Source organism: Verrucomicrobiaceae bacterium (assembly GCA_016713035.1).
Taxonomy (GTDB): domain Bacteria; phylum Verrucomicrobiota; class Verrucomicrobiia; order Verrucomicrobiales; family Verrucomicrobiaceae; genus Prosthecobacter.
The window spans coordinates 83,025-107,662 of record JADJPW010000004.1 but is presented as its reverse complement, the minus strand read 5'-3'; the positions used below and the strand labels follow the sequence as shown (position 1 = coordinate 107,662).

27 protein-coding genes and 1 pseudogene are annotated in these 24,638 nt (G+C 60.4%); 13 read left to right on the top strand and 15 right to left on the bottom strand.

The window, feature by feature from the left end:
• The first annotated feature begins 19 nt into the window (after positions 1-19).
• From IPK32_14615 to IPK32_14590, 6 genes are read left to right on the top strand one after another with little or no spacing between them, the layout of a single operon-like run.
• Positions 20-244: a hypothetical protein gene (locus tag IPK32_14615; GenBank protein ID MBK8093175.1), complete on the top strand. Its 225-nt coding sequence runs from the start codon at positions 20-22 to the stop codon at positions 242-244.
• On the top strand, positions 241-501 hold the full coding sequence (locus tag IPK32_14610; GenBank protein MBK8093174.1) for a Txe/YoeB family addiction module toxin: 261 nt from the start codon (positions 241-243) through the stop codon (positions 499-501). Before IPK32_14615 ends, IPK32_14610 begins: the two co-directional genes overlap by 4 nt.
• Before the next feature lie 10 nt (positions 502-511).
• Complete coding sequence (locus IPK32_14605) at positions 512-1,540, top strand: zinc-binding dehydrogenase (GenBank protein MBK8093173.1); 1,029 nt, start codon at positions 512-514, stop codon at positions 1,538-1,540.
• A gap of 43 nt (positions 1,541-1,583) precedes the next feature.
• Entirely contained in the window at positions 1,584-2,261 is a 678-nt protein-coding gene (locus IPK32_14600; GenBank protein MBK8093172.1) for a DUF1080 domain-containing protein, read from the top strand.
• Positions 2,262-2,265: 4 nt separating this feature from the next.
• Complete coding sequence (locus IPK32_14595) at positions 2,266-2,952, top strand: MBL fold metallo-hydrolase (GenBank protein MBK8093171.1); 687 nt, start codon at positions 2,266-2,268, stop codon at positions 2,950-2,952.
• 15 nt (positions 2,953-2,967) lie between these two features.
• Positions 2,968-3,765 (top strand): SDR family oxidoreductase, encoded by a 798-nt coding sequence (locus IPK32_14590; protein MBK8093170.1) that lies wholly within the window; start codon positions 2,968-2,970, stop codon positions 3,763-3,765.
• A gap of 122 nt (positions 3,766-3,887) precedes the next feature.
• Here the strand turns inward: IPK32_14590 and IPK32_14585 are convergent, their stop codons facing one another.
• Complete coding sequence (locus IPK32_14585; GenBank protein MBK8093169.1) at positions 3,888-4,400, bottom strand: cation transporter; 513 nt, start codon at positions 4,398-4,400, stop codon at positions 3,888-3,890.
• Positions 4,401-4,754: 354 nt separating this feature from the next.
• Between IPK32_14585 and IPK32_14580 the strand changes: the two genes are divergently transcribed.
• The 6 genes from IPK32_14580 to IPK32_14555 all read left to right on the top strand — a co-directional run bounded on the left by IPK32_14580 (position 4,755) and on the right by IPK32_14555 (position 14,454).
• The gene (locus IPK32_14580; protein ID MBK8093168.1) at positions 4,755-6,863 is read left to right on the top strand and encodes a hypothetical protein; all 2,109 of its coding nucleotides are present in this window, start codon (positions 4,755-4,757) and stop codon (positions 6,861-6,863) included.
• A 237-nt stretch (positions 6,864-7,100) separates the two neighbouring features.
• Entirely contained in the window at positions 7,101-9,089 is a 1,989-nt protein-coding gene (gene acs / locus IPK32_14575) for an acetate--CoA ligase (protein ID MBK8093167.1), read from the top strand.
• A 69-nt stretch (positions 9,090-9,158) separates the two neighbouring features.
• A complete protein-coding gene (locus IPK32_14570; protein MBK8093166.1) occupies positions 9,159-9,893 on the top strand; it encodes an aquaporin family protein in 735 nt (244 codons plus the stop codon).
• 66 nt (positions 9,894-9,959) lie between these two features.
• Entirely contained in the window at positions 9,960-11,291 is a 1,332-nt protein-coding gene (locus IPK32_14565) for a DUF1501 domain-containing protein (protein MBK8093165.1), read from the top strand.
• A 22-nt stretch (positions 11,292-11,313) separates the two neighbouring features.
• Positions 11,314-13,149, top strand: a complete 1,836-nt coding sequence (locus IPK32_14560) for a hypothetical protein (GenBank protein MBK8093164.1) — start codon at positions 11,314-11,316, stop codon at positions 13,147-13,149.
• 75 nt (positions 13,150-13,224) lie between these two features.
• Positions 13,225-14,454 (top strand): protein kinase, encoded by a 1,230-nt coding sequence (locus tag IPK32_14555; protein MBK8093163.1) that lies wholly within the window; start codon positions 13,225-13,227, stop codon positions 14,452-14,454.
• A gap of 125 nt (positions 14,455-14,579) precedes the next feature.
• Here the strand turns inward: IPK32_14555 and IPK32_14550 are convergent, their stop codons facing one another.
• The 3 genes from IPK32_14550 to IPK32_14540 all read right to left on the bottom strand — a co-directional run bounded on the left by IPK32_14550 (position 14,580) and on the right by IPK32_14540 (position 16,725).
• Complete coding sequence (locus IPK32_14550) at positions 14,580-14,891, bottom strand: hypothetical protein (GenBank protein MBK8093162.1); 312 nt, start codon at positions 14,889-14,891, stop codon at positions 14,580-14,582.
• A complete protein-coding gene (locus IPK32_14545; protein MBK8093161.1) occupies positions 14,864-15,394 on the bottom strand; it encodes a hypothetical protein in 531 nt (176 codons plus the stop codon). The genes IPK32_14550 and IPK32_14545 overlap by 28 nt, the downstream gene beginning before the upstream one ends.
• Before the next feature lie 125 nt (positions 15,395-15,519).
• Positions 15,520-16,725 (bottom strand): OmpA family protein, encoded by a 1,206-nt coding sequence (locus IPK32_14540; protein ID MBK8093160.1) that lies wholly within the window; start codon positions 16,723-16,725, stop codon positions 15,520-15,522.
• Positions 16,726-16,926: 201 nt separating this feature from the next.
• Between IPK32_14540 and IPK32_14535 the strand changes: the two are divergent.
• Positions 16,927-17,843: pseudogene (locus IPK32_14535) on the top strand (carbohydrate kinase).
• A 214-nt stretch (positions 17,844-18,057) separates the two neighbouring features.
• Here IPK32_14535 and IPK32_14530 read toward each other — a convergent pair.
• From IPK32_14530 to IPK32_14480, 11 genes are all read right to left on the bottom strand, one after another.
• A complete protein-coding gene (locus IPK32_14530) occupies positions 18,058-18,435 on the bottom strand; it encodes a hypothetical protein (protein MBK8093159.1) in 378 nt (125 codons plus the stop codon).
• 414 nt (positions 18,436-18,849) lie between these two features.
• Positions 18,850-19,224 (bottom strand): hypothetical protein, encoded by a 375-nt coding sequence (locus tag IPK32_14525; GenBank protein ID MBK8093158.1) that lies wholly within the window; start codon positions 19,222-19,224, stop codon positions 18,850-18,852.
• On the bottom strand, positions 19,130-19,483 hold the full coding sequence (locus IPK32_14520) for a hypothetical protein (protein ID MBK8093157.1): 354 nt from the start codon (positions 19,481-19,483) through the stop codon (positions 19,130-19,132). The genes IPK32_14525 and IPK32_14520 overlap by 95 nt, the downstream gene beginning before the upstream one ends.
• A 267-nt stretch (positions 19,484-19,750) precedes the next feature.
• The gene (locus tag IPK32_14515) at positions 19,751-20,104 is read right to left on the bottom strand and encodes a hypothetical protein (protein ID MBK8093156.1); all 354 of its coding nucleotides are present in this window, start codon (positions 20,102-20,104) and stop codon (positions 19,751-19,753) included.
• 93 nt (positions 20,105-20,197) lie between these two features.
• Positions 20,198-20,503: a hypothetical protein gene (locus IPK32_14510; GenBank protein MBK8093155.1), complete on the bottom strand. Its 306-nt coding sequence runs from the start codon at positions 20,501-20,503 to the stop codon at positions 20,198-20,200.
• Between the two features lie 66 nt (positions 20,504-20,569).
• Positions 20,570-20,830 (bottom strand): hypothetical protein, encoded by a 261-nt coding sequence (locus IPK32_14505; GenBank protein ID MBK8093154.1) that lies wholly within the window; start codon positions 20,828-20,830, stop codon positions 20,570-20,572.
• Positions 20,831-21,206: 376 nt separating this feature from the next.
• On the bottom strand, positions 21,207-21,959 hold the full coding sequence (locus IPK32_14500; GenBank protein ID MBK8093153.1) for a hypothetical protein: 753 nt from the start codon (positions 21,957-21,959) through the stop codon (positions 21,207-21,209).
• A 150-nt stretch (positions 21,960-22,109) separates the two neighbouring features.
• Entirely contained in the window at positions 22,110-22,487 is a 378-nt protein-coding gene (locus IPK32_14495) for a hypothetical protein (GenBank protein MBK8093152.1), read from the bottom strand.
• A 99-nt stretch (positions 22,488-22,586) separates the two neighbouring features.
• Complete coding sequence (locus tag IPK32_14490) at positions 22,587-23,057, bottom strand: hypothetical protein (GenBank protein ID MBK8093151.1); 471 nt, start codon at positions 23,055-23,057, stop codon at positions 22,587-22,589.
• Positions 23,058-23,080: 23 nt separating this feature from the next.
• On the bottom strand, positions 23,081-24,151 hold the full coding sequence (locus tag IPK32_14485; protein MBK8093150.1) for a serine/threonine protein kinase: 1,071 nt from the start codon (positions 24,149-24,151) through the stop codon (positions 23,081-23,083).
• Positions 24,088-24,612: a protein kinase gene (locus tag IPK32_14480; protein ID MBK8093149.1), complete on the bottom strand. Its 525-nt coding sequence runs from the start codon at positions 24,610-24,612 to the stop codon at positions 24,088-24,090. Before IPK32_14480 ends, IPK32_14485 begins: the two co-directional genes overlap by 64 nt.
• Positions 24,613-24,638: the final 26 nt, after the last annotated feature.

Genomic DNA, 24,638 nt, shown 5'->3' with positions numbered 1-24,638 from the left:
ACCTATGACACTCTTTCCCATGACGACCGTTTACCACACCACCGCCGACGAGTTAGACGAGAGCTTCATAGCCAGTCTGAAAACTGTTTTTAAAAGCCGCCCCATCGAAATATCCGTCACTGAGACGGATGAAACGGCCTATCTGCTCCGTCATCCAGCGAATCGCGAGCGCCTTCTCCGTGCTGTGGCAGACATTGATGCCGGAAAAAACATCGTCACACCTGATCAGGCACAGTTTCGATGAGAACCGTCAGCTTTCATGCCGATGCTTGGCAAGACTTCACAGAGATGGCTCTGCATGAGCCGAAACTCTTTGAGCGGCTCGTTCGGCTCGTGAATGAATCCGCCCGCAACCCCTTCACCGGCATCGGCAAGCCTGAACCCCTGCGCCACGAACTAAAAGGTTGGTGGAGCCGCCGCATCAATGACGAACATCGCTTGGTTTATCGAGTGACCGATGAATCCATCGTCATCGCCTCATGCCACTCTCACTACGAATAATCTTCCCACCATGAAATCTGCCGCCGTCGTCAACTTCGCGCCTGAAAAAGGCTCCGTCGAAATCCGTGAGATCGAAAAGCCAACCATCGGTGCCGAGGACGTGCTTCTCGAAGTCGCCAATGTGGGCGTTTGCGGCTCCGATCTGCATCAGTGGACCTCCGATCACTCCTGGCCGGTGAATTATCCTGTCGTGCTCGGCCATGAGTTCGGCGGACACATCATTGAGGTCGGCAAGGATGTGGAAGGCTGGAAAGAAGGCGACCGCGTCGTCTCCGAGACCGCCGCGATCATTTCCAAGGATAACCCGATGACGCGTCGCGGCCTCTACAACCTCGACAGCACGCGCAAAGGCTTCGGCTACGGCGTGAACGGCGCGATGACGAAGTATGTGCGCGTGCCCAGCCGCATCCTGCACCATGTGCCGGATCATGTGCCGTTTGAGCAGGCCTGCCTCACGGAGCCCTGCTGCGTCGCCTACAACGCCGTCGTCAAAAACGCCCGCATCGAGCCCGGTGACCGCGTAGTCGTGCTCGGGCCGGGAACCATCGGCATCCTTTGCGCGGCGATGGCCAAACAATGTGGCGCTCAAGTCGCCATCGTCGGCCTCCAGCAGGATGCGCATCGCCTCGAACTAGCCCGCAAGCACTATGGCTGCGAAGTCATCATCGGCGACGCCAAGCCCTGGGCCATGGAACGTGACGGCCTCGGCTGCGACGGCGTCATCGATGCCGCTGGAGCGAGTGTCACGCTGAAGATCGCCCTCGACATCGTCCGTCCTGCCGGATGGATTTCCAAAGTCGGCTGGGGACCGCAACCACTCGGCTTCAACATGGACCCGCTCGTGCAGAAAAATATCACGCTGCAAGGCAGCTTCAGCCACAACTGGCCGATCTGGGAGCGCGTCATCGCCCTCATGAGCAGCGGTCAGTTTGATGTGAAACCCATCATCGGCGGCGTCTGGCCCGTCACCGAATGGCACGAAGCCTTCGAAAAGATGCACAAAGGCGAAGTCGTGAAGAGCGTGCTGCGGCCCGTGTGAGTTCGGTGAAGGTTTGTGCCTTCCGGGGCGTTCACATCGTCCCATGAAATCACTGCTCGCCTTTACACTGCTCGCCACTACCGCCTTCGCCGCCGATTACCCACGCGTCATTTTCTCCGACGACTTCAGTGCCGAGGGCTTCGGCAAGGCCTGGGGACACTACAAAAGCTCCAGCGTCGTCAAAGACGGCGTGCTCGTCGGCATCACGGCACCGACCTCCGACCACAGCGCGGTCGATAACATCAAGTTCACCGGAGAAAAGGACCTCCAGGTGAAGGTGAAGTTCCGCTTCGTCAGCGACAAGGCGAAGAGCTTCAACGTGTGGTTCGACGACAAGAACTACAAAGGCTCCCACGCCGGCCACATCTGCCAGGCATCCATTTCACCGACCGGGGTGAATCTGTCGGATGCAAAGACGGGAGGCTTCAACCTCGAAGGCGGCCTCTACGACCGCAAAAAGGCCAATCAACTCACGGACGACGAAAAGAAGATGCTCGCCACGAAGCAGACGCGTGTGCCTGCGAAGATCAGCCTCAGCGAGTGGCACACCCTCGTCGTCACCACCAGCGGCGACACGATCAGCGTCAGCATCGACGGCAAAGAAGTCGGCAGCTTCGCCTCCGCAGGCATCGCTCATGATACGAAATCGCTCGTCAGCCTCACGACGAATGCCGTGGACGTCGAATACGACGACTTCAGCATCAGCGGTGTGGCGAAGTGACATCATGCTGCCTGACCTGCTCATCGTCAGCACGTGGATCGTGCAGTTTTTCGTCTTGCGGGACGATGATGGGCTGTATCTCATCGACACTGGCTTCATCGGTGGCTGCGCGGCTTTGAAGGCGGCGCTGGAAGAGCGCGGGTGGTCACATCTGCCGATTCGCGGCATCTTGCTCACGCATGGGCACCTCGATCACACGCTCAATGCTCCCGCGCTTGCCAAAGAGCATGGCGCTTGGATCGCTGGACCCGCCGCAGATCTCGAACACTTCGAAAACCGAGCCGTTTATGCCGGTTGGGGCCGCGTGGCTGGCGTTTTGGAGAAAATCGGTCGCCAAGTGCTTTTGATGCCCGCTTTTCGTCCGCAGCGTCTTTTGCGCGATGGCGACGAAATCGCGGTTTGGGGCGGTTTGCGTGTCATTTCGCTCCCTGGGCACACGCATGGCCATTGCGGCTTTTACTCGGAAAAGCATCGTTTGCTCTTCAGCGGCGATTTGTTCGCCACGTTTGGCTTTGGGCCGCAAATCGCGCCTTTTTACCTCAATCAAGACAGCGCAGAAGCCCATCGCAGCATTTGTCGTGCGTTGGAGTTGCCGCTGGAAGGCGTTCTGCCGAGCCATGCGGATGAGGCGCCGCCGCAGAGGCAGTTGGAGTATTTGAGAAGGCTGGTGATGACAATGCGCCCGCTCTGATTAGAGATGGGCAGCATGCGCCTCAAAAACAAAGTTATTCTCGTCACAGGAAGTTGCACTGGCATCGGAAAAGCCATCGCGAAGCGATGTGTCGCGGAGGGGGCGCGGGTGCTCATTCATGGACTGGAGCGTGATCTGGGCGAGCAGACGGTGGCGGAGCTGGGGGCGGAGAATGCCACGCTCTTTATCCAGGACCTGGCCGAGGCTGATGCGCCGAAAAATTTGGTGCAGCATATCGTAGCGGCTTTTGGGCAGCTCGATGCCGTGGTGAATAACGCGGCGCAGGTGGGGCTGGGGAATATTCATGACACGGATGCCGCATGGTTCCGCCGCATGCTGGAGATCAACTGCGTGGTGCCCTATCTGATCACTCAGGCCGCACTACCGCATCTGCGGCAGATGCGTGGTAGTGTGATCAATATCGGCAGCGTGAACGCCTGGAGCGGCGAGCCGAATTTGATGCCTTACAGCGTTTCCAAAGGGGCGCTCATGACGCTGACGCGGAATCTGGGCGATACTCTGATGCGTGAGGATGGTGTGCGGGTGAATCAAATCAATCCTGGCTGGGTGCTGACGGAGAATGAGGCGCGGCGTAAGCGTGAGCACGGCCTGAAAGAGGACTGGTATGCGGATCTGCCGAAAGTGTATGCACCCGCTGGACGCATCCTGTGGCCGGAGGAGATCGCTGCGTGTGCGGCGTGGCTGCTGGCGGATGAATGCGGGCCGATCAGCGGCCAAGTCTTTGATTTGGAGCAGCATCCCTTCATCGGGCGGAACCCGCCCAAGGACAGCAGCACCATTCCGACGAAGTAAGCGCTGTGGCATCCCTGAAGTGAGAGGTGGGAGTGCTCTGCACGACTCTTCGCGGATAAAAGAAAGCCGGGGCCGCGCTCTCGCACCTGCCCCGGCTCCGCATTGTTGTTGGTTGCGGTAATTTATTCGATCTTGCCAGCGAAGCCTGCGTCGTTGAGCGCGGCAGTGAGATCGGCTTTGGAGAAGTCACCTTCGACGGTGAAGGAAGTGGCTTTGGATGCGATGTCGTATTTGCTGACACCTGCGACGGCTTTCACGGCCTTCGTCGCGGCATCGGCGCATTTTTGGCAGCAGAGATGCACACCCGTGACGGTGGCTTTGGCCACTTTCGATTCTGCTTTGGCTGGAGCGGCAGATTTCGCACTGGAGGATTCGTCCCCTTCGACTTTGCCGTAGTAGCCAGCTTCGATGATGGCTTCGACGGCCTTCTTTGCGGCAGATTTTTGTTTGGCGACGATGGTGACGGTTTTGCCTTCCGCCGTGATCGTCACGTCTTTGAGGCCTGCGCCAGCTTTGACGATGCCGTTGGTGCAGCTTTTGCAGCAATTGTGAACGCCCGTCATGGTGACGGTGGTTTCAGCAGCGGCGCTGAGAGTGAGAAGTGCAGAGGTGATGAAGAGTAGGGTGTGTTTCATAGGCGGTTTTGGAAACGTGCAGACATGCTGACATCTTAGCAGATATAGCGCTCAACATCGCGCATGCCTAGATAAGATATTGGATTTCGCACGTTAGGGCTTCCACGACACTTCTCCGCATCCGGCGGGGCCACTTCACATCCCTCAAGAGGTTCTCTCATGAAAGCACTTCACACGCACACAAGGCTATTCGCATTCACGCAGGGATTGGTTAAGTCAATGAGTCTGCTGATAGCGGCTTGCTGGACCGTATCTGCACAGGTGCCAGCAGTTGTCCCCGCTCCGACTGCGGCGCCAGCTCCAGCTACTCCATCGCCACCTACATCTGCGAAGCCGCGGAAGGAAGAGCCCTTCGTGCCTGCACCAGTCATTTCGACTGCGGATCTCGAATACGCTACCAGTGTGGCATTGGCTGCAGGAGTGAAAAAACTCAAAGAACTGGCCACAGCGGACCCACAGGGCTGGATCATCCCGCCCATCCAGCGTGTACGCATCACTGGTTATAAAGAAGTGCCGCGCAAATACCGCCGCATTGAAGTGGATCGGCCCATTTATGAATACACCGACCTCGTCGTCATGGTGCCGAATCCCTCCCCCGGCGAGCCCCCACTGCGCCAGGTCCGCAAGGTGCCCACTCGCCAAACCGGCACCTATAAGGAAACCATCATCCGATGGGACCCGAATGGCCCCGAGGAGATGATCGACAAACAACCCATCTGGGAACACGTCGGTGACACCTCCTGGCAGTGCAATCTCATCGGTGACTCCGCCATGGCCCTCACCGCTTTGCGCAACGCTGGCCTGCCTGAAAACGATCTCGTGGTATATAAAATGAGCGAGAACCTGCTCAACTACCTCGACACCTACGGCGCACCCGACCACACATGGAATCTCGCGCAGCTCGCCATCGCCCTCTCGCGCACTCCGGGTGCCGTCGCAGAAGAATGGACGCTCAAGCTCGCCTCTCGCCTGCTCGACGGCCAGATCACCGACGGCCCCGCACGCGGCCTCTGGGGCCCCATGAGCATCCATCCGCAAATCATCGCCGTCGTTATTCGCGACTACCTCGCTGGCGAAGCCGAGGTGGAAAAACTCAAAGAAAAACTCAAGGAGCGGCCCACCAAAGCCAATCAAATTCTCCTTTCCGCCGCTGAAGGCGGGCGCAACCGCCTCAAAGAGTATGCCGAATCGTGGTCCCGCAACGCGCTCCGCTTTGCCACCACTGAGTGGCCACTCGTGTGGGACGATCAATTGAGTGAGAAAGTCCAGTTCGGTGGCGCTACCGAGTTTTTCTACAACCAACGCGCCGCCGACATCGAAAGCACCTGGGCCGCTCTCCAGGCACTCTCCGAATGCGCCGCCGCAGGCCGCCTGCCCAAAGAATCCCACCGTCCTGAAATTTCCAAGTCCTACAGCTCCATCACCAAGATCGGCGAAGTCGCTAAACCGCAGGCCGAGGTGCAGTCCGCCCTCAATGCCAAGACCGTCCCGCCAGAAAACGCCATGGCCGTGCTCGCCCGTGCTGCCAATGCCCTGGTCACTCTCCTCGGCGATCGCACCGCCTGGACCGAGTGCAATATCCACCAGCCCGTGCACGACTTTGATGCCTTCGATAAATACCTCTCTGTCCCCGTTCTCGAAGACAGCTTCCCACCGCTCGACTCGCCCGTTACCGCTGTCAGCGCCGCACAGGGTGTCGCCGCCCTCGACAGCATCGGTCGCGTCGTCGGCATTGAAAAAATGGGCCGCTTCCTCCCGGCTTATGAAAAAGGCAATCATGGCCGCTCCCAGCTCCTCTTTGAGCACATTCCCGCCGTCTGGCGCAGACAAAACCAAAAGCCCAATGCCGCCGTCGCAGCCAAACCCGAGCTCTTTGACCTGCTGCTCACGCTTTCACGTCCGCTACGCATGCCCGCCACTGATGCTGCGGGTGAAAACGACATCGCAGACATGCGCACCCGTCTCCTCATCCTGGCCGCCGATGAAGACGGCAGTTGGGGAGCCCGCTTCAAGCGCAGATACCTCTCCAGCAGCATGCGTGAGCGCTGGCGCGTGCTGGAGCCCATCCCCGGCCGTGTCTGGCGGGACTGGCGCAACAATCAGCCCATCGACATCAATAAAGCGCACATCTCCTACTGGAGCGTCAACGGCAGTGAATACACCCTCAGCCCCGGCACGCCCTACGCCACCGCCATCGCCGTCAATTACCTCGCCTCTCGCCTCAAAGACCCCGCTGGCATGATTGGTCGCCTTCTGGATGACTCCAAGCTCGCTGATCAGCGCAAAGCCCTCGACACGCTACTCTTGCCGCCTCCACCGCCGCCCAAGCCCAAAGCACCGCCCCCCGCGCCCGTCCCTGCTGTCGCCAAAGCTCCCGAGGCCCCCAAAAAGCCCGCCATGGTCGTCCCCAAGCTCCAAGACAAACCCAAGGACACGACGCCGAAGAAGGACGAGACTTTCTGATCGCGTCGTTGCCAAAGGACAATCCAACTTTGAATTTTCATCCACAGAGTGCGCAGATTTAGGCCCATCCATCTGTGTAATCTGCGCAACCTGTGGATTCGTTCTAAAGTCACTCCTTGGTCCCCGCATCCGTCCGACGCTCCGGTGCTGAAATGAGGCTGGTTCCATCGAGGCAGATGACTTCTTGATTGCCAGCGCGGTCGGTTAGCGTTTAGCCTCACCCTCTATTTTCCTACCATGAGCAAAAAAGCCGCCTCCAAGCCAGCCAAAGCTGCCAAATCGTCCAACAAGAGCCTCCTCGTCGAAAACCGCGTTTTTAAGCCGGACGCCGCTTTTGTGAAAAAAGCCCGCATCAGCTCCATGGCGCAGTACAAGAAGATGCACGCCGAATCGCTGAAGAATCCGGCCAAGTTCTTCGGCAATGAAGCGAAGGAACTCACCTGGACGAAGCCCTTCACCAAGGTGCTCGATTGGAAGTGCCCGAACGCGAAATGGTTCACCGGCGGCAAGCTCAACGTCAGCGAAAACTGCCTCGACCGCCATTTGAACGGGCCTCGCAAGACCAAGGCCGCGCTGATCTGGGAAGGCGAACCCGGCGAGAAGCGTGTCTATACCTACCAGCAGCTCCATCGTGAAGTGTGCCGCTTTGCCAACGTGCTGAAGCGTCACAAGGTCAAGAAAGGCGACCGCGTCATCATCTACATGCCGATGATCCCAGAGGCCGCCATCGCCATGCTGGCTTGCACTCGCATCGGTGCTGTTCACAGCGTCATCTTCGGCGGTTTCAGCGCCGAATCGATCAAAGACCGCGTGCTCGACAGCGGTGCCGCGATCATCATCACCGCCGATGGTGGCTATCGCCGCGGTGCGGTGGTGCCTTTGAAGAAAAACGTCGATGACGCCCTCAAGGGCAAAGACACGCCGGTGAAGACCGTGGTGGTGTATCGTCGCACCGGCCAGGACGTGCATATCGAGGAAGGTCGCGACGTCTGGTGGCATCGCGAGCTCGAATACGTGGATGCGAAGTGCCCGCCCGTGGCGCTCGATTCCGAGGCGGATCTGTTCATTCTCTACACCAGCGGCAGCACCGGCAAGCCCAAGGGCATCCTGCACAGCACCGCAGGCTACCTCCTGCACGCGCAGATGACCTGCAAATACGTCTTCGACCTCCGCGACGACGATGTGTACTGGTGTACCGCCGACATCGGCTGGGTCACTGGCCACAGCTACATCGTCTATGGCCCGCTGGCTCTCGGAGCCACCTGTCTCATGTATGAAGGCGCTCCGAACTGGCCGGAGAACGACCGCTTCTGGAAGATCATCGAAGAATACGCCGTCACCGTCTTCTACACCGCGCCGACTGCCATCCGCGCCTTCATGAAGTGGGGCGACGAATGGCTCAAGAAGCACGATTTGAGCAGCCTCCGCCTACTTGGCACCGTCGGCGAGCCGATCAATCCAGAAGCCTGGATGTGGTATCACAACAAAGTCGGCGGCGGCAAATGCCCCATCGTCGATACCTGGTGGCAGACTGAAACCGGCGGCCACATGATCACGCCCATCCCTGGAGCCATCCCCACGAAGCCCGGCACCGCCACGCTGCCCTTCTTCGGAGTCGATGTCGGCATCGTCGATGACCTCGGCAACGAAGTCGGCGCGAATGAGCAGGGCAAGCTCGTCATCAAGAAGCCCTGGCCGTCCATGCTGCGTGGCATCTGGGGCGACAAGAAGCGCTACCAAGAAACCTACTGGAGCGACTTCAAAGGCTGGTACTTCGCTGGCGACGGAGCACGCCGCGACAAAGACGGCTACATTTGGATCATCGGCCGCATCGACGACGTGCTGAACGTCGCCGGACATCGCCTCGGCACCGCCGAAGTCGAAAGCGCCCTCGTTTCGCATCCTTCTGTCGCCGAAGCCGCCGTCGTCGGTCGTCCCGATGAGCTGAAAGGCCAAGGCGTCGTCTGCTTCGTCACCGTCAAAGAAGGCATCAAAACCAGCCGCGACCTCGGCGAAGAACTCAAGAAGCACGTCCGCAAAGTCATCGGCCCCGTTGCCACGCCCGACGAAGTCCGCTTCGCCGCCGCGCTGCCGAAAACTCGCTCCGGCAAGATCATGCGCCGCCTCCTGAAGCAGATCGCCGCTGGTGAGATCATCAAAGGCGACACCACGACCCTCGAAGATATCAACGTCATCGCCGCGCTCTCTGCCAGCAGCGAGGACTAAGCGCCTCTCTCAAACCGGTCTGATCTTCGTGGTCAGACCGGTTTTTTCTTTCCAACCCAACCACCAACCATGACCGCCCCACTCGCCGAGCTGATCGGCACCGCGCTGCTCATCCTTTTGGGTGATGGCGTGGTCGCCAATGTCGTCCTGAAACAGACCAAAGGCCACGCTGCGGGCTGGATCGTCATCACGGCGGGTTGGGCCTTCGCGGTGACGGTCGCGGTATATGCCACGAATGCCATCAGCGGGGCGCACTTGAATCCTGCCGTAACGATCGGGCTCGCCAGCATCGGCAAATTCGATTGGGCACTCGTTCCCGCCTATGTCGGCGCTCAAATCGCCGGGGCCTTTGTCGGCGCGGTGCTCGTGTGGCTGGCTTATCTGCCGCATTGGCGGGTCACCGATGCTCCGGGCGACAAGCTGGCCGTTTTCAGCACTGGCCCGGCGATTCGTCACAGCATCTCGAATCTCATCTGCGAGATCATCGGCACTGCGGTGCTCGTGCTGGGTGTGCTGAGCGTCGCATCGCCTGCGAATCTGCTTCCAGGCACCGGTTTCGACAAAGGCTTCGCGCCCGCGCTCGTCGGTGTGATCGTGTGGGCCATCGGCCTGAGCCTCGGCGGCCCCACCGGCTACGCTATCAATCCCGCTCGCGACTTCGGCCCGCGCCTCGCGCACGCGATTTTGCCCATTCACGGCAAAGGCGGCAGCGATTGGGGCTACGCGTGGATTCCGGTGCTCGGTCCCATCATCGGCGGTGTGATCGGAGCACAGATTTATGGCCTCTGGCCTGCTGCGAGCTGAAAGTGCTCTAGCAAGACTGCTGCTCCTCACGCGTAGGTTTCGCCCGTGAAGGCTCCTCTGCCAGAAATGCGCGTTTCGCGGCGAAACATCCTGCAAGCAGGCGGCATGGGCATGCTGGGCTTTGGGCTCAGTCAGCTTCGTGCGCTCGGTTCTCCGCAAATCGGCCTCGGAAAGGCCAAATCGGTCATTTTGATCTTCAATGGTGGTGCACCGAGCCACATCGACCTTTGGGACCCGAAACCCGATGCGCCTTCGGAGATTCGCGGCGAGTTCAAAACGATCAAAACCAGCGTCCCCGGCACGCACATCACCGAATTGCTGCCGCAGATGGCGAAGCGCATGCACAAGCTCGCGCTCATCCGCAGCGTGCATCACGGTCACAGTAGTCATAATGGCGGCATGCACTGGGCCACCGTCGGCAGGCCGTATCGCGTGGATAGCACGCTCATCACACCGAGCCCCACCGACCTTCCCGGCGTCGGCACGCTGTGCGGCTGGTTGGCGCAGCGGGATGGCTTTTCCAAAGGCGTGCCGCCCTATGTCATCACGCCCTTCCCGCACTGCGACAGCAAGGTGTATCTCACGCCCGGCCAGTTCGGCGGCTGTTTGGGCAATCGCTTTGATCCCTTCGTGCTCGATGACGATCCGAACGCGAAAACCTTCCGCGTGCGAAACATGGCGCTCGACTCCAGCCTCACGCCCACGCGTTTTCAGGAGCGCCTCGCGCTGCTGAATCACATGAGCGCCGCCGCGCGGCCCATCACCTCGCCGCAGACGGCTCAAATCGACATCTTCAACGAGCAGGCGACCAGCATGCTGCAAACCGGCAAAGCCGCCGAGGCCTTTGACCTCTCGAAAGAGCCCGAAAAAGTCCGCGAACGCTACGGTCGCCATAGCTGGGGCCAGTCGCACCTGCTCGCACGTCGCTTGATCGAATCCGGCACACGCTTTGTCACCACCGTGAACGGCCCGTCGATCACTTGGGACACGCACAAAGACAACTTCAACGGCCTCAAGAACCGTCTCGTGCCGCCGATGGAGCAGGCTTACGCCGCGCTGCTCGATGACCTCGAAGAACGCGGCCTGCTCGAAAGCACGCTCGTCGTCTGGATGGGCGAGTTTGGCCGCACACCAAAGATCAACAACGATGCCGGCCGCGATCACTGGCCCGGCTGCTACAGCGTCCTCCTCGCCGGCGGCGGCGTGCGCGGCGGCCAGGTCATCGGCAGCAGCGATGCCACTGGTGCCTATCCCAATGAACGCCCCATCTCCCCCTCCGACATCCACGCCAGCATCTACGCAGCCCTCGGCTACGACTACCGCGAGATCGAATACCGCTCCGCCGATGGCCGCCCCGTGCCGCTCACGGACGGCGTGATGATTCCTGAGTTGTTTTGAGGTTTAGTGACGTTTGGAAGTCATGCGCCATCTCCTTCTCGCGTTCTTTTTCATCACCACGCTTCATGCTGAACCGCTCAGAGTCGTCCTCGCGGGCGATTCGACGGTGGCGAGTGTGCCGAATCCGCCGAAGGATCGGCCTGACCTTGCGGGGTGGGGGCAGATGCTGGGGGAGTTTTTGCCTAAGGCGACGGTGGTGAATCATGCGCGGTCGGGGACGAGTACGAAGAGTTTTCGCGAGATCGGGCTGTGGGATCGGGTGCTGAAGGAGAAGGCGGATTGGGTGCTGATCCAGTTCGGGCACAATGACCAAAAGAGTGACCCGAAACGCGGCACGGATGCGGCGACGAGTTACCGCGAGAATTTGAAGGCCTTCATCCGCGAGGTGCGCGAGGGCGGGGGAAAGCCGGTGCTCGTGACTTCGGTGGCGCGGCGGGTGTTTGTGGATGGGAAACTGACGACGTCGCTCACGCCGTATGTGGAGGCGGCGAAGGAGGTGGGCGCGGAAATGAAGGCGCCGGTCATCGACCTGCATCGGGCGAGCTTTGCGCTGTTTCAGCAGCTCGGGGAGAAGTTCTGTCTGCTCTATGGGCCGGGAGAGAAGGACAAATCGCATTTTTCACGCGAGGGAGCCCGCATGATGGCACGACTCGTGGCCGAAGGCCTGGAGCGCGAGGTGGCGGAGCTGCGCGGGCATCTTCAACTCATCCCGCCACTGCCTGCGGGGCTGCCTTTTGAGGTGAAGCGTGTCGTCGTATCGAAGGGCTATGATGGAAAGACCTGCTGGGTGCATCCACGCGCCGGCGCGATCCCCGGCAAGACACCGAGTGTGGTGCTGACGATGCAAAAACTGCTCCTCACGGGCAGCGATGTGTTTTTCGCACTCAATGAGACGCGCAGTGATGATCTCGGTGCAGCGTGGAGCCCGATCACGGAGCACGCGGAGACGCTGGGACGGCGCAATGAGGCGGATGGTGTGGTGGTGGCTGCTTGTGACTTCACGCCGAAGTTTCATGCAAAAAGCGGCAAATTGCTCGGTATCGGCCATACAGTGCGCTACAAGGGGGATCACGTCATGGCGGTGCGGCCGCGTGAGACGGCGTGGTCTGTCTATGATGCCGAAAAGCACACCTGGACGCCCTGGACGACGCTGGACATGCCGAAGGAGGCAAAATTCATCAATGCAGGCGCTGGTAGCGTGCAGCGCTTTGATTTGGAGAATGGCGACATCTTGCTGCCGATCTATTTCAAGGCGGAGAAGGACAAATACTACCGCACCACCGTCCTGCGTTGCTCCTTTGACGGTGAGACGCTGAAATACTGCGAACACGGCACGGAGCTGGCGCTGGAGAGTGGCCGTGGCGTGTATGAGCCGTCGATCACACGCTGTGCGGGCAAGTTTTACCTCACGCTGCGCAATGATACGGCGGGCTATGTCGCGGTGAGTGATGATGGGCTGCATTTTGGCCCCATTCAGCCGTGGAAGTTCGATGACGGTAGTGAGCTGGGGAACTACAACACGCAGCAGCACTGGGTGACGCATCGCGACCGACTGTACCTCGTCTATAACCGCAAAGGTGCGCACAACGACCACGTCATCCGCCACCGCGCACCGCTTTTCATGGCAGAGGTGGATCAAAAGACGCTCGCGGTGAAACGAGCCTCGGAATGCGTCCTCGTGCCTGAGCGCGGTGCGAGGCTGGGGAATTTCGCCATCACTGAGGTGAGCGAAAACGAGACCTGGGTCACGGTGGCAGAGTGGATGCAGACTTACTCGCCCAACATCATCATCCCGACCGATAATGCCTTTGGAGCCGATAACACGGTCTGGGCGGCGCGGATTCTGTGGAAGGAGTGAAGAATCATGATCCCTGTGACTCCTTACTAGCATGAGGGCCGTGAATGTGCCAGATTCGGGGCTCAACAGCCACCCATGATACCAGACGCCGCCTCATCGAGCTCGGTCCCGAATCGCTCCGCGCCTCCCACAGTAGAGGACATCACCCGCATGATGCCGCTGGGTCGCTACTCCGTGCAGGCACGCGTGGGTATGGGTGGGATGGGCACCGTGTTCCGTGGCACGCAGTTGAGCCTGGGGCGGCCAGTGGCCATCAAGGTGCTGCGAGTGACTGATGGCTATGATTATGCCTTTGAGGACCGCTTTCGCCGTGAGGCGCGGGCGATGGCGCAGCTCACGCATCCACACATCGTCGCCATTTATGACTATGGGCACCTGGGGAGCGAGTTTTTGTACTTCGTGATGGAGTTCATCGACGGGACGGACTTGGCCGAGATCATGCGGCTTGGTCGGATGACGCCACAACTGGCGCTACAGCTCCTACCGCAGATCGCGCTGGCGCTGGAATACGCGCACTCCAAGGGCATCGTCCACCGCGACATCAAGCCGGCCAATATCATGCTCACACGGCAGGGGGAGGCGAAGGTGACGGACTTCGGACTCGCGAAAAGCACGCTGGTAGCGCAGTCGATGGTGACAGAGACGCACATGGTGATGGGCACTCCGGAGTATGCTGCGCCGGAGCAATACGAGGCGCATCGTGAGGTGGATCATCGAGCGGACATCTATGCTTTTGGCGTCATGGCGTATCAGATGCTCACAGGCATGCTGCCGCGTGGCTCCTGGATGCCGCCTTCGCAGATCAATGCCCTTTTGGACCCGCGTCTGGATGCCATCGTGGTGCGGGCGATGATGCCGGACCGTGCGCTGCGCTACCAGAGCATCACGGATCTGCGCCGTGATCTGGAAATCACGCTGTCGCAGCCTGCTGCGGCCCCTGTGCAGATAACCTCTGCGCCGTCCATGTCTGCCAGCCCCACGACGCGTCCTCGCACGGGTGCGGTCACGCAGATGAGTGGCTCCGCTGGTGCACGGATTCTGCTTTTGGAGGATGATCTGCTCGTCCGTGATCTGCTGCGCCGCACGCTGGAGTCTGCACGATTTGAGGTGCATGAGACGGGCGATGGGAAGGACACGCTGCGTCTTTACCAAGACGCGGTGGCCAGAGGTAGGCCCTATGACTTGGTGATCCTCGATTTGACGATCCCTGGTGGCATGTGTGGCCAGGAGACGATGAAGCCCTGCGCCAGATCGACCCACAGCTCCTCGCCATCGTCTCTAGCGGCTACCGCGATGATCCGGTGATGCAGGACTGTGCGGCCTATGGCTTCTCCGCAGCGCTGCCAAAGCCCTATCAGCGTGAAGCACTCATCCAACTGGTGAATAGCGTCCTCGCGGTCGGCAGGCAAAAAGTAGCTGCCTAGCGTGAACTAAGCGGCTCCGGCTGCTTGGGCGTTTTTTTCCGCGTGGAGTCGCTGGGCCTGGCCGACCCAGTCCTCGCGTGTGATGCGGTCTTTGAAGGCCAGGCGGGTGGAGAATTCTTTAATGAGTGGCTCGTCCCACGCGGCGATTTGAGCGTAGGTGTAGATGCCGAACTCGTGCAGCCGAGCCTCCAGCACTTTGGCGATGCCTTTCATGGCCGTGAGCTCATCACGCTCGGTGACGGGTGGTGGTGTTTTGAAGACGAGGCCGAGTTTTTCATCGAGTTCTGGCTTTACGGTAGGTGGCGGTGCTGGTGGCACCTCGGGAAGATGCCTTCGATACCGAGATCTACGGCTCCGAGGCCGCTGCCGCCGACATCTGAGGGCACAGATGGAGCGGTGGGCTCGCTAGGCGGCTGCTTTTTCGATGCGGGTGGCGTGGGGGAGATGATCGCGGCGAGTGCTGAGGGTGCGTGTGCGGGCTGTGGCGGCTCTGGAGTGGAGAGGACCTCGGGGATGAGGATGTTTTTCGCCCGCGAAGAACCACGGCGCGTAGGGCCCGCATTCTCGGGGCTGGTGGCTGGCAGCACGGGTGGTGGCGCTACCTCTGCTGCTTCGGCTGGCACGGATAGGCTGGGTGGTGACGGCAAAGTCGGCAGCACCTCTGTGACCATGTGCCCACCACCCGGACGCACGGACTGCTCACCGAGCTTGCGTTTCAGCGTAGCGATCTCTTCGAGCTGGGCATCTATCTCTGCCGCTTGGAGGCGGGACTGCTGCTTGTACCGGCCCCACGTCACATGGCCAAAGGCGAGCCCGATCAAAAGAACACCGTGCCCATGATCAGCACAAAGGCTGCGCTGTGCATGAGCATGTAGAGCAGCGTGTCTGTGGAGAGAGTCTGGAGATCGAGATTCATGAAGTGGGGGCGGATTCTCAGTGTCTCGGTTTATTTGATGAGGATCTCGACGCTGCGCGGCGGTGCAGCAGCAGAGTCTGGTGGTACAGGGTCGCAGGCGATGGCCGTGATGTCGCTGGAGGGCACGCCCTCCTCCTCCAGAAAGGAGAGCACGGCCTCTGCACGGGACTTGGCTAATCGCGCCTCTTTTTCTGCATCCGCAGCAGCAGGATCAGGATGCCCAGCGATGACGAGAGCGAGTGCGGGGCCAGCATTGAGCAAAGCGGGAGCCAGCGCCGAGAGGCGAGATTGCTCCGCAGCTGGGATGCGAGTGCCAGATTCAAAAACCACGGTGCTCTCACGCAGTAGGCCGCGCAGTTGTGCCAGGGTCGCAGCGGGGAGCTGGGTCTGCGTCTTGTAACCGGGGAAATGATACTCGGAAGGTAGCAGCGTGAGGCGCGAGTCCACCACCGCACCACCCGTCACGGGCCGCAAAAAGAGCCAGCCACTCACTCTCAAGCCGCCGTGTGGCCACGCCCGTGATGCGCGGGCTATGCTGATCATGCATCTCAAAGAGACGCGGCGCTGGAGCGGCGAAAAGCTCGCCGCGAAGGCCGCTAGCGGCTCTTTTTCGCAAAAGAGGCCGGACGCACATGCGGGCTGGCTTTGGGCCCACCTGGATCGACGACATGGGCCGCGCCCGCTCCAGAGATAGCCGCGACGAGGGCCTCGCCCGATTCCGCCCGCTGGCAACATGCCACTGAGCACGATCATGTCCTCTGTGGCTTCGATTTTCAGCTCCGCTGGCACATGCAGGGAATCGAGAATCGGCGCGAGAAAGGCATCCGTGGCATCGAGTGGTGGCTGATAATCCTCTGGCCAGCGCACCTCCGGCGCATGGCGTAGCTCCGAGGTGTCGATCTGCAAATCAGGGCGCAAATCTGCCAGCAGCGCAGACAGCGCAGCCACATCCTTCTGCTCCGGTAGCCATCCACTCACGCGCAAAGTCTTCTCACCCAGCTCGTGCCGCACACTGGCAAAAACGTGGATGCGGTCCGCCTGGGGCTTTAGCCGCAGCACGCCGATCTGGCGGATCGCCTCCAGCGCCCGCTCATGAGCGGGAGGATCAGCCGCCTCACCCGCGAGGTCGATGTCCAGGCAATGCAGCGTCACGACTGGATCACGCACACCCGCAGCGAGCAGCCGCGCCTTTGCCTCTGCCACCAGCCCTGGGAGCTCATGCCTGCAAAGAGCCATGTATGAACCCCTGCCGCGACAGGCAGAAGGATCAGCATGAGAAAAAAAAGACTCAGACGCATGGCACGGAACAGGGTCGGAGGTGGTGCTTGACACACCGGGGCGGAACCGATGATCGGCGGCCCTTTCCGGCGCGGCTTTGATTTAAAAATACGCGGCGCATTGGGCAACAACTAACTACTTCACCTTCCTTTACCACCCATGTCCGTCGTCATCGCAGGCTCCGTCGCACTCGACAATGTCAAAACTCCGCAGGATGAGCAAAAAACCTGCTCGGCGGTTCCGCCAGCTACGCAGCACTCGCCGCGAGCATCTTTAGCCGCCCCGTGCACCTCGTCGGCATCATCGGTCATGATTTCCCACAGGCGCACCTCGACATGCTCGCCAGCCATGGCGTGGAGCTCGGCGGGCTGGAGCGCAGCAGTGGAGCCTCCTTCACCTGGACCGGTGAATACCACGAGGACATGAACAACCGCACCACGCACAACGTCGCCGTGAACGTGCTGGAAAACTGGAGTGTGAAGCTCCCCGCCGCCGCCCAGCAGGCCAAGATCGCCATCGCCGCGAACATGCACCCAGAAAACCAGATGCAGATGATCGACCAATGCGGAGCGGTCGATTTCATCGCTGCGGACACGATGGATCTATGGATCAGCATCGCCAATGAACGCCTGCATGACGTGCTGAAGCGCATCGACCTACTCGTCATCAATGACGGCGAGGCCAAAGAATTCGCAGGCACCACCAACCTCGTCGAAGCCGGTCGTAAGCTCCGCGCCAAAGGCCCGAAATTCGTCATCGTGAAGCGCGGTGAGCATGGCAGATACCTTTTCGGCGAAAATGCCGCGCACTTCTTCTCCTGCAGCGCCTATCCGCTGCCCAGCGTCTTTGACCCCACTGGCGCAGGTGACAGCTTCCTCGGTGGTCTCTGCGGCTGGCTCTCCGCCCACGGCAAAACGAAGCCCACCTTCGACGACCTACGCCAAGCCGTCGTCCACGGCAGCGTGGTGGCCAGCTACACCTGCGAAGCCTTCAGCACGCACAAACTGCAAACCGTCACCGCACTCGATGTCGCCCAGCGCATCGCGGAGCTGAAGGCGTACACGCAGTTTGCGTGAGGTGAATTACTCGTCACGGCACTTCAGAAAAAGCAGAACGCCGCCCCGACCGTGAAAAAAGCAGGGCGGCGTCTGAAATGCCCGGCTAGCGTTCGAGGGAGAGCGCCTCCGGGCAAATTTTGTGTAATTGGTGCGATCGCTAGGCTGCGGCGAGTTCAGGGTGGGATATAAACCTTTGCGCTTTCGTTCTTTGGCGAGCTCGGCAAACGAGGCGTCACGGCTGCGTGGCGCGGGCCTGCAGGGTGACGAAGCCCTGGGGGAGAGTCGTCTGCACACGCCAGGTGGCGGAGGTGATGTCGCCGCTGAGGCGGGTGGCGCTCAGGGTAGTGCGGTTGCCGAATTTTGGCGTGATGTTGAGCTGCACGACGCCTTCGATGGGGAAGTTGGTCGTTTCGATGAGGATGTTGACCTGATTGCTGTTCTGGATGGCGACATCGGCTCCCGCAACGAGCGGCGCACGCGGATCGGCCGGGGCATTCACGGCATCCACGCTGACGACTTTGGCGATGGGGGCATTCGCAGCAGGCCAGATGACCGGGGATTGGCGGGTGGGACGCCGATGGTTTCGGGGAAGGTTTGGAGTAGGGCGCAAGGCTGCTGGTTTCGATGCGAATGCGGCCATTGTTCCCATTGTTAGTGATAGCTCGGATTGCTCCTGCACCAGCGATATTTGATGCGATGAGCTTCACTGCTCCACCGCTCCCCGTGACACCTCCATACACGCTTTCACCGCCCCTTGCGTCAATCGTGCCGTTTATGGATATGCTACCTGATGCGGCGACCAATACTGCTCCACCACCACCGCTAGCCGACACACCAGCGCCATGAGGACTGCCGCCTCCGCCAGAGCCACCAAGTAAAGGGAGAATCTGTGGAGTGCCATATGCTCCAACATATGATCCTCTATTTTGACCTGCTTGGCCGGCTCCAGGGCCGTAACCTGCCCCAAAGCCTGCGGGTCCTGCTACACCGCCGCGGAACCCACCTGGTCCAGGTTCAGCAGGAGTCAGTTTTGGACTACGTCTTCTGTTCCATCTTTACCCTTGAGGCTTAATTCCCCCGCAATCGTCACATTCCCCTGCACCAGCCAAACGACCGGTGCATACGTCGGATGATTTTTGAACGTGACTTTGACACCCGCCGGAATGTTCACGGAGCTGTATTTGAAGACGACGGCCCATTTCTCGGCGTCATAGACGCCGTTGCCGCTGCCGGGAGTGTTCCAGAGGGCGGTGGTGGCGAGGCCGAGGTCGATTTCGACGTTGGCGGCTGGGGCGAAGGCTCCGTCAGAGCCGTCGCTGGGGATGGTGAGCTGCGCGTGGGCGGCGAGGATGCCGCCCAAGAAGGCAGCTAGGAGGATGGATATGGTTTTGTGTTTCATGGGATGAGATGGATTCCAGAATCAGAAATGGCTTAGGTTCGGTGAAGTTGAGGACGCTGACTTCGCGGCTGATGGCCTCGTAGGTGGCGCTGGGGCTGCCGAAGTTGAAGACGCTCCATTCGCGGCTCTCCCGCTGGAGGAGATCGCTGACGGGGACGGCCTGGCCGTTGTAGAGGCTGATGCCGCGTGAGATGGCCTCGACGGCGGCGGAGGAGCTGCCGAAGTTGAAGACGCTCCACTCGCGGCTTTCGCGCTGCATGAGATCGCTCACGGGGACGGCTTGGCCGTTGTAGAGGAGATTTCGCGGCTATTTGCCTCCACTGTGGCGCTGGGGCTGCCAAAGTTGAAGACGGACTGCTCGCGGGTGATGGTCTCAAACGGGGTGCCACTGCCGAAATTGAACACGCTGACCTCGCGGCCTTCCCGCTGAAGGATTTTGTAGCTAAGGATGCCAAAGAGATTCAGATAGACCTGATAATTCGTGAGTCCGCCGCCACCGGGGCGAGGTGGGAGCCGTCGCTGGGGTCTAGCGGATCGAGCACGCTGGAGTGCGTGAGCTCGTAGATGTCGTCGATGCCGTCACCATCCGTGTCCTGCGGGAGAATTTGCTGTAAGGGACGGCGCGGAAGAAGCCCTTGGTGACGCCGGGTGCGAGGTCGAGTACGGAGTCGATGCCGAGGCTCATGTCTGCTGGTGCCCAGTTTGCGAGGTCATGCGAGTGCTCAAGGAGGTAATAGACCCCTGGATTGTCCGCGAACTCGACGGTGACGACGCCGTTTTGCACCTGGAGGCCGGAGATGGTGTTCAGGTCGGCGGCGCGGACTGAATCCAGCAGGAACAGGCACATGATGCAGAGGAGCTGAATGATTCGTGGCAACATGGTGGAGGGGACAAAGGTGGGCGGTGGGAGGGACCGAGGATGAAGTGCCAGCCTGCGGCCAATGCGTGCCACAGGCTGGAAAGATGGTGTTTTTTAGCGGAAGAAACCGCCAATGCCGCTCACGGTGCCGACGGCGTCGCGCACACCATGCAGGGGCCGTAGGTAGCTGTTGATGCCCTCCTGCTGCATGCGGCCTTGGTGACTGGATTCATCGCCTTCATTGGCACGCTGGCGGCCAAACTGCCTGTATTCCGCCTCGGTGATGAGCTTGTGGGACTGACTGCGGTCGCTTTTGACGCGTGCTCCATAGTCACCGAAACCGCCGCCCATGCCGGGAGCGCAACTGGTGAGTGAAATGGCCGATAAAACGAGGAGGAGAGCATGGATCGGGTGTTTCATGGTCTGATGTGTTTTTGCTGGTGTTATGCGTTGGGGTTAGGGTTCGCTTTTTTTAGCGGGGATGACTTAGCGGCTGATCCAGACGGAATTACTGGTGTTGCTGATGCTGCGCGGGTTGTTGCGGGTGGCCTTTTCGATGGCGGCTGCCTGCCCCATGCGTTCGCGCTGGCGGAAGGCATAGCTCTCGTCTTCGACGGCGTTAATGTTGGCCCGTGCGATGGCCTGTTCCTGCGGACTGGGCGGCAGGTAGGGCTGGTTGGTGTAGATCGGCGGGGGCATGACGCAGGAACTGAGGGCGGCAGTGATGAGGAGGAGGGCGTGGTGCATATGTTTTTCATGGTTCGGGAACTAAGCGGTGGGCGGGTGAGCGGGCTGGAGAGTTCCGCATTCCGTGTTCATCCATCGTCAATCTGACTGGGCTCATGTGCGCTCGTGCCCAAGTGGCGGAGTCATTGAGTGCTGCCGCTGGTTATAGAATCCCGCATTATCCGCGAACTCGACGGTGACGACGCCGTTTTGCACCTGGAGGCCGGAGATGGCGTTCAGGTCGGCGGCGCGGCTACTCGCCGTGCCAAGGTAAAAAGCGGCAAGGAGCCAAAAAGGGAGGATGGAGCGCAGAAAGCCATTCTGCCTGGGTATTCCCGAAAAGACTGCCCCGGTGACAGTGATGTGGAAATATTTTTCTGTCAGGGCCTCTCTGGCTTTACCGCTGCCGCTGCTTCAGCAGCCACCGCAGGTTTTCGATCAGGGCAGGGCTGTAGGGGTAGGTGGATCGAAAAGGGTGCTGGCGGCAGATGCATCGTTCCAGGCGCGGAGGTAGGCGTAGAGGTGCTCGATCTCGCCACGTGGGTTCATGGTCATTTCGGTGACGAGCTGGTCCACGATCTGGCGGACACGGGTGGTGTGCTCGGGCGTGGCCGGGGAAGGCGGTGCTGAGGAAATGATGCTCGAAAAGCATGCGGTAAAAGCGCAGGACGAGCTCACGCGGTGGATCGAGGCATAAAGTGTAGTCCTGGGCGAATTTTCGGCCTTCTTCGCTTTGCAGCACGGCGTTGAAGGTGCTGATCCAGGCGGGATCGGTGAGGAAGGTGCGGTGAATGGTGATTTGGACTGCGGGACGGTCTTCTTTGCCGAGATGGCGGCTGGCGAAGGTGGTGAGTACGTCGCCCAATGTTTCACGGTTCCAGCCCTGAGTGAGGCTGTGGAGCAGGATGCTGTCGATGAGATGTAGCGGGTGCCTCATGGTGACGGTGGCGGCGATGGAGCGGGCCTTTTTCCATGCGTTCTGCGCTCGCTCTTCGGCACCCTGCAGCCGATAGAGCATGCCTTCGAGTAGCCAGAGGCTAGTGTGGAGGCGGTTGTCTAGTTTTTCGGGCGTGACTTCGCGGGCGGCACGGATGGAGGTGACGGCAGCATGGAGATCCGACTGGCGTGCGGCTCTGCGGGCCTGCTCCATGTGCCAGGGTGCTCGCCCGTCGGTGGAGGTCTGCCATTTTTCGAGGGCAGCGGTCAGTTGGGGATCGTTTTCGGAAGGGCTGAAGCGACACCATTGGTCCAGGCAGTTAGTGATGGCGATGAGGCTTTCTGGGAGCAGGGAGTAGCTGTCTCAGGTGCTGAGACCTTTCTGAAAGAGGGCTTTGGCCTCCGCATCCTGCTGGGCAAAGTGGAGGGCCATGCCGAGGCGGTTGGCGAGATCGAGCGGCGGGGTTTGTAGTTTCTCAAAAGCCCGGTGAATGGTGCTGACCTGTAAGGGGTCGATCCTGGGCTGCACAATACCCAGGCCGATATGCACCAGGAGGTGCGAGATTTCACGGGAATGGGGACCCACCACGGACTGCAAGGTGGCGGGCGGCGGGTGGTTCGGCAGCAGGGCGGCATAGCGGGCGGTGGCCTGCCAATCCCGGGAGAGGAGGCTGTGAAAGGTGAGCTGGAGGAGACTGCGGTCTCGCCAGGTGGAAGGGGTGAGGGGATGGTTTTCTCCCACTGTATTACGGCGGCACTGCGCTCCCCCTCTAGCCAAAGACACTGGGCGATCTTGCTATTTGCCTCTGGGCCGACATGGGGATCTCCGAGGAGGTTTTCATTACCAGATGGCGAGCGGCGGCCCACTGGCTTCCAGTGGACTGACGGCATCCGCATGCCGATTGCGTAAGGTGAGGCGCTGTAGCCCGATGTCCGAGGGCCAGGAGATGCGGGCATGGTTGTTTGGCTGGGAGGAGCCGAGGGCAAAGGGGGAGTCCAGCCGTAGGTGCCACCGGTCATTGAGCGTGGACTCTGCCCATTCACGCTCCACTCGCAGGGGCATGCGGAAGGGCTGGTCGAGCAGATGCGCATCGGGAATGAGGATGCCGTGCTGGAATGAATCATGGAGCTTGTAATAAAGGACGTAGCTCTGTGGGTCGGCCGATTGGAGTCCCATATCGGCCAGGATGGTCTTGGGTGTGTGACTCACTTTGTAGAGCAGCAGGACGAGGTAGGCGTTTTGACGAGCAAAATCCAAAGCGATGTGGTGGAAGCTTTTCCCCTCTGCGACAAAAATGCAGTCGATCTCCATCGGCACGGTGGCTGCATCGGTGATTATGATAGAGGGAGGGTTGCTTTTAGCCTCAGTATGGGAGGCGTGGAGTAGGCCATCGACCTCGCTGATGTGGGAGCGGGGAAGAAGGCCGTGCATGTCGCTAAAAGGAGGTCGTAGCTCGGCAATCGTCTGCCAGCGGCCGCGGCGGGCGGTGATGAGGCTTTGGAGATGCTCTGCCTGCTCTGGGAGGCGTGGACCAGCCACTCGGCGGTGTTGCGCAGCCAGATGAAGTCCGCTTCGAGCAGGTGGGGCTGCTGGAGGCGAGCCTCGATGTCATGCACGACGTCCTGCTGGTGGTGCTGGCGGAGCGTGGTGGCCAGCGTGGCGTCATGCTGGGCCAGAGCGGCGAGGGTGGCCTCTGCATCGCTTAGGCTGCTTTTGCTCCAATGCTCATACTGCATCGCGGTGGTGAGCTGAGTCTCCAGGTCGAAGCGCTGCCTCTGGGCGGCCTGGCGCTGCCCATTCCATAACGCGATGCCTCCGAGAACGAGGCATGCGGCCAGCGCGGCGGTGAGGGCTGGCTTCCTGCGGGCGTGCCGGACGATGCGCGTCGCCAGTGACAGTGGGCGGGCTTTGACCGGCTCTCCGGCCAAGAACCTGTCGAGATCATCCGCGAGCGCGGTGCCATCGGTATAGCGGTCTAGCGGTTGATGGGAGAGGGCTTTGAGGAGGATGCATTCCAGATCACGCGGTACGGCGGGATTCAGCGCGGAGGGCGGAGCGGGGCGGACTTCGTCATTATGGCGCTGGATGATGACGGTGAACTCTCCGGGATGTGGATGCACCTGCGTGAGTAATTCATACAGCGTGGCTCCGAGTGCATAGACATCCGTGGACGGGGTGATGGGGCCGCGTCTTTTGTCAAACTGCTCTGGGGCCATGTAGGGCGCAGTGCCGAGCGCTTCATTCGTCAAAGTCAGCGTGAGGGTATCCTCCACCTTGGCGATGGAGAAATCGACTATGACGGGCTGCTGGCTCGTGGCATGGACGAGGATGTTCGCGGGCTTTAAGTCCCGGTGGACGATGCCGAGTCCGTGGAACCACCCGGCAGCTCGGGCGATCTGGGCCATGAGACATCTCGATCCGTGAGGTTGAGCTGATGCGTGGAGCACCATTTTTTCAGATTCAGGCCTGGGATGAACTCCATGACGAGGCAGGCGTGCTCCTCGGTGATTTTGAAGTCGAGGATCGGCACGACATGCTCATGAGCACCAGCTTCGCGCAGTTTGGTCAGCGTCTCGCCTTCGATCTCTAGGCGGGCGAGTGTTTGCTCATCGCCCGTGCGGGCGGGATCGATCATTTTCAGGGCGACGATGCGTCCCGTGGCGATCTCCCTAGCACGCCAGACCTGGCCCATGGCCCCGGTGCCGATCTTTTCCAATACCTCAAAGCGCAGATCCCAGCCAAAGACTGGAGTAGGGCTGAGTGTGCGGCGGCTGACGACATGCAGGAGAATACGGGCAGATGTAAGCTTAAAACGCTCCGTTCTGTTAGGAAAACTGTCACAATCATCTGCCTTTTCGCAGTACAAGGGGGAAGATACTCTCCCATGCAGTT

What these genes read in the sequence shown, in the direction of transcription:
- IPK32_14500 (MBK8093153.1), bottom strand. Translation starts at nt 21,959, where the DNA reads ATGGAGCAGGCCCGCAGAGCCGCACGCCAGTCGGATCTCCATGCTGCC.
- IPK32_14595 (MBK8093171.1), top strand. Translation starts at nt 2,266, where the DNA reads ATGCTGCCTGACCTGCTCATCGTCAGCACGTGGATCGTGCAGTTTTTC.
- acs (MBK8093167.1), top strand. Translation starts at nt 7,101, where the DNA reads ATGAGCAAAAAAGCCGCCTCCAAGCCAGCCAAAGCTGCCAAATCGTCC.
- IPK32_14600 (MBK8093172.1), top strand. Translation starts at nt 1,584, where the DNA reads ATGAAATCACTGCTCGCCTTTACACTGCTCGCCACTACCGCCTTCGCC.
- IPK32_14485 (MBK8093150.1), bottom strand. Translation starts at nt 24,151, where the DNA reads ATGGCCCAGATCGCCCGAGCTGCCGGGTGGTTCCACGGACTCGGCATC.
- IPK32_14490 (MBK8093151.1), bottom strand. Translation starts at nt 23,057, where the DNA reads ATGGAGATCGACTGCATTTTTGTCGCAGAGGGGAAAAGCTTCCACCAC.
- IPK32_14590 (MBK8093170.1), top strand. Translation starts at nt 2,968, where the DNA reads ATGCGCCTCAAAAACAAAGTTATTCTCGTCACAGGAAGTTGCACTGGC.
- IPK32_14615 (MBK8093175.1), top strand. Translation starts at nt 20, where the DNA reads ATGACGACCGTTTACCACACCACCGCCGACGAGTTAGACGAGAGCTTC.
- IPK32_14585 (MBK8093169.1), bottom strand. Translation starts at nt 4,400, where the DNA reads ATGAAACACACCCTACTCTTCATCACCTCTGCACTTCTCACTCTCAGC.
- IPK32_14565 (MBK8093165.1), top strand. Translation starts at nt 9,960, where the DNA reads ATGCGCGTTTCGCGGCGAAACATCCTGCAAGCAGGCGGCATGGGCATG.
- IPK32_14560 (MBK8093164.1), top strand. Translation starts at nt 11,314, where the DNA reads ATGCGCCATCTCCTTCTCGCGTTCTTTTTCATCACCACGCTTCATGCT.
- IPK32_14540 (MBK8093160.1), bottom strand. Translation starts at nt 16,725, where the DNA reads ATGGCTCTTTGCAGGCATGAGCTCCCAGGGCTGGTGGCAGAGGCAAAG.
- IPK32_14610 (MBK8093174.1), top strand. Translation starts at nt 241, where the DNA reads ATGAGAACCGTCAGCTTTCATGCCGATGCTTGGCAAGACTTCACAGAG.
- IPK32_14555 (MBK8093163.1), top strand. Translation starts at nt 13,225, where the DNA reads ATGATACCAGACGCCGCCTCATCGAGCTCGGTCCCGAATCGCTCCGCG.
- IPK32_14510 (MBK8093155.1), bottom strand. Translation starts at nt 20,503, where the DNA reads ATGAAACACCCGATCCATGCTCTCCTCCTCGTTTTATCGGCCATTTCA.
- IPK32_14520 (MBK8093157.1), bottom strand. Translation starts at nt 19,483, where the DNA reads ATGCAGCGCGAAAGCCGCGAGTGGAGCGTCTTCAACTTCGGCAGCTCC.
- IPK32_14505 (MBK8093154.1), bottom strand. Translation starts at nt 20,830, where the DNA reads ATGCACCACGCCCTCCTCCTCATCACTGCCGCCCTCAGTTCCTGCGTC.
- IPK32_14605 (MBK8093173.1), top strand. Translation starts at nt 512, where the DNA reads ATGAAATCTGCCGCCGTCGTCAACTTCGCGCCTGAAAAAGGCTCCGTC.
- IPK32_14570 (MBK8093166.1), top strand. Translation starts at nt 9,159, where the DNA reads ATGACCGCCCCACTCGCCGAGCTGATCGGCACCGCGCTGCTCATCCTT.
- IPK32_14525 (MBK8093158.1), bottom strand. Translation starts at nt 19,224, where the DNA reads ATGAAACACAAAACCATATCCATCCTCCTAGCTGCCTTCTTGGGCGGC.
- IPK32_14515 (MBK8093156.1), bottom strand. Translation starts at nt 20,104, where the DNA reads ATGTTGCCACGAATCATTCAGCTCCTCTGCATCATGTGCCTGTTCCTG.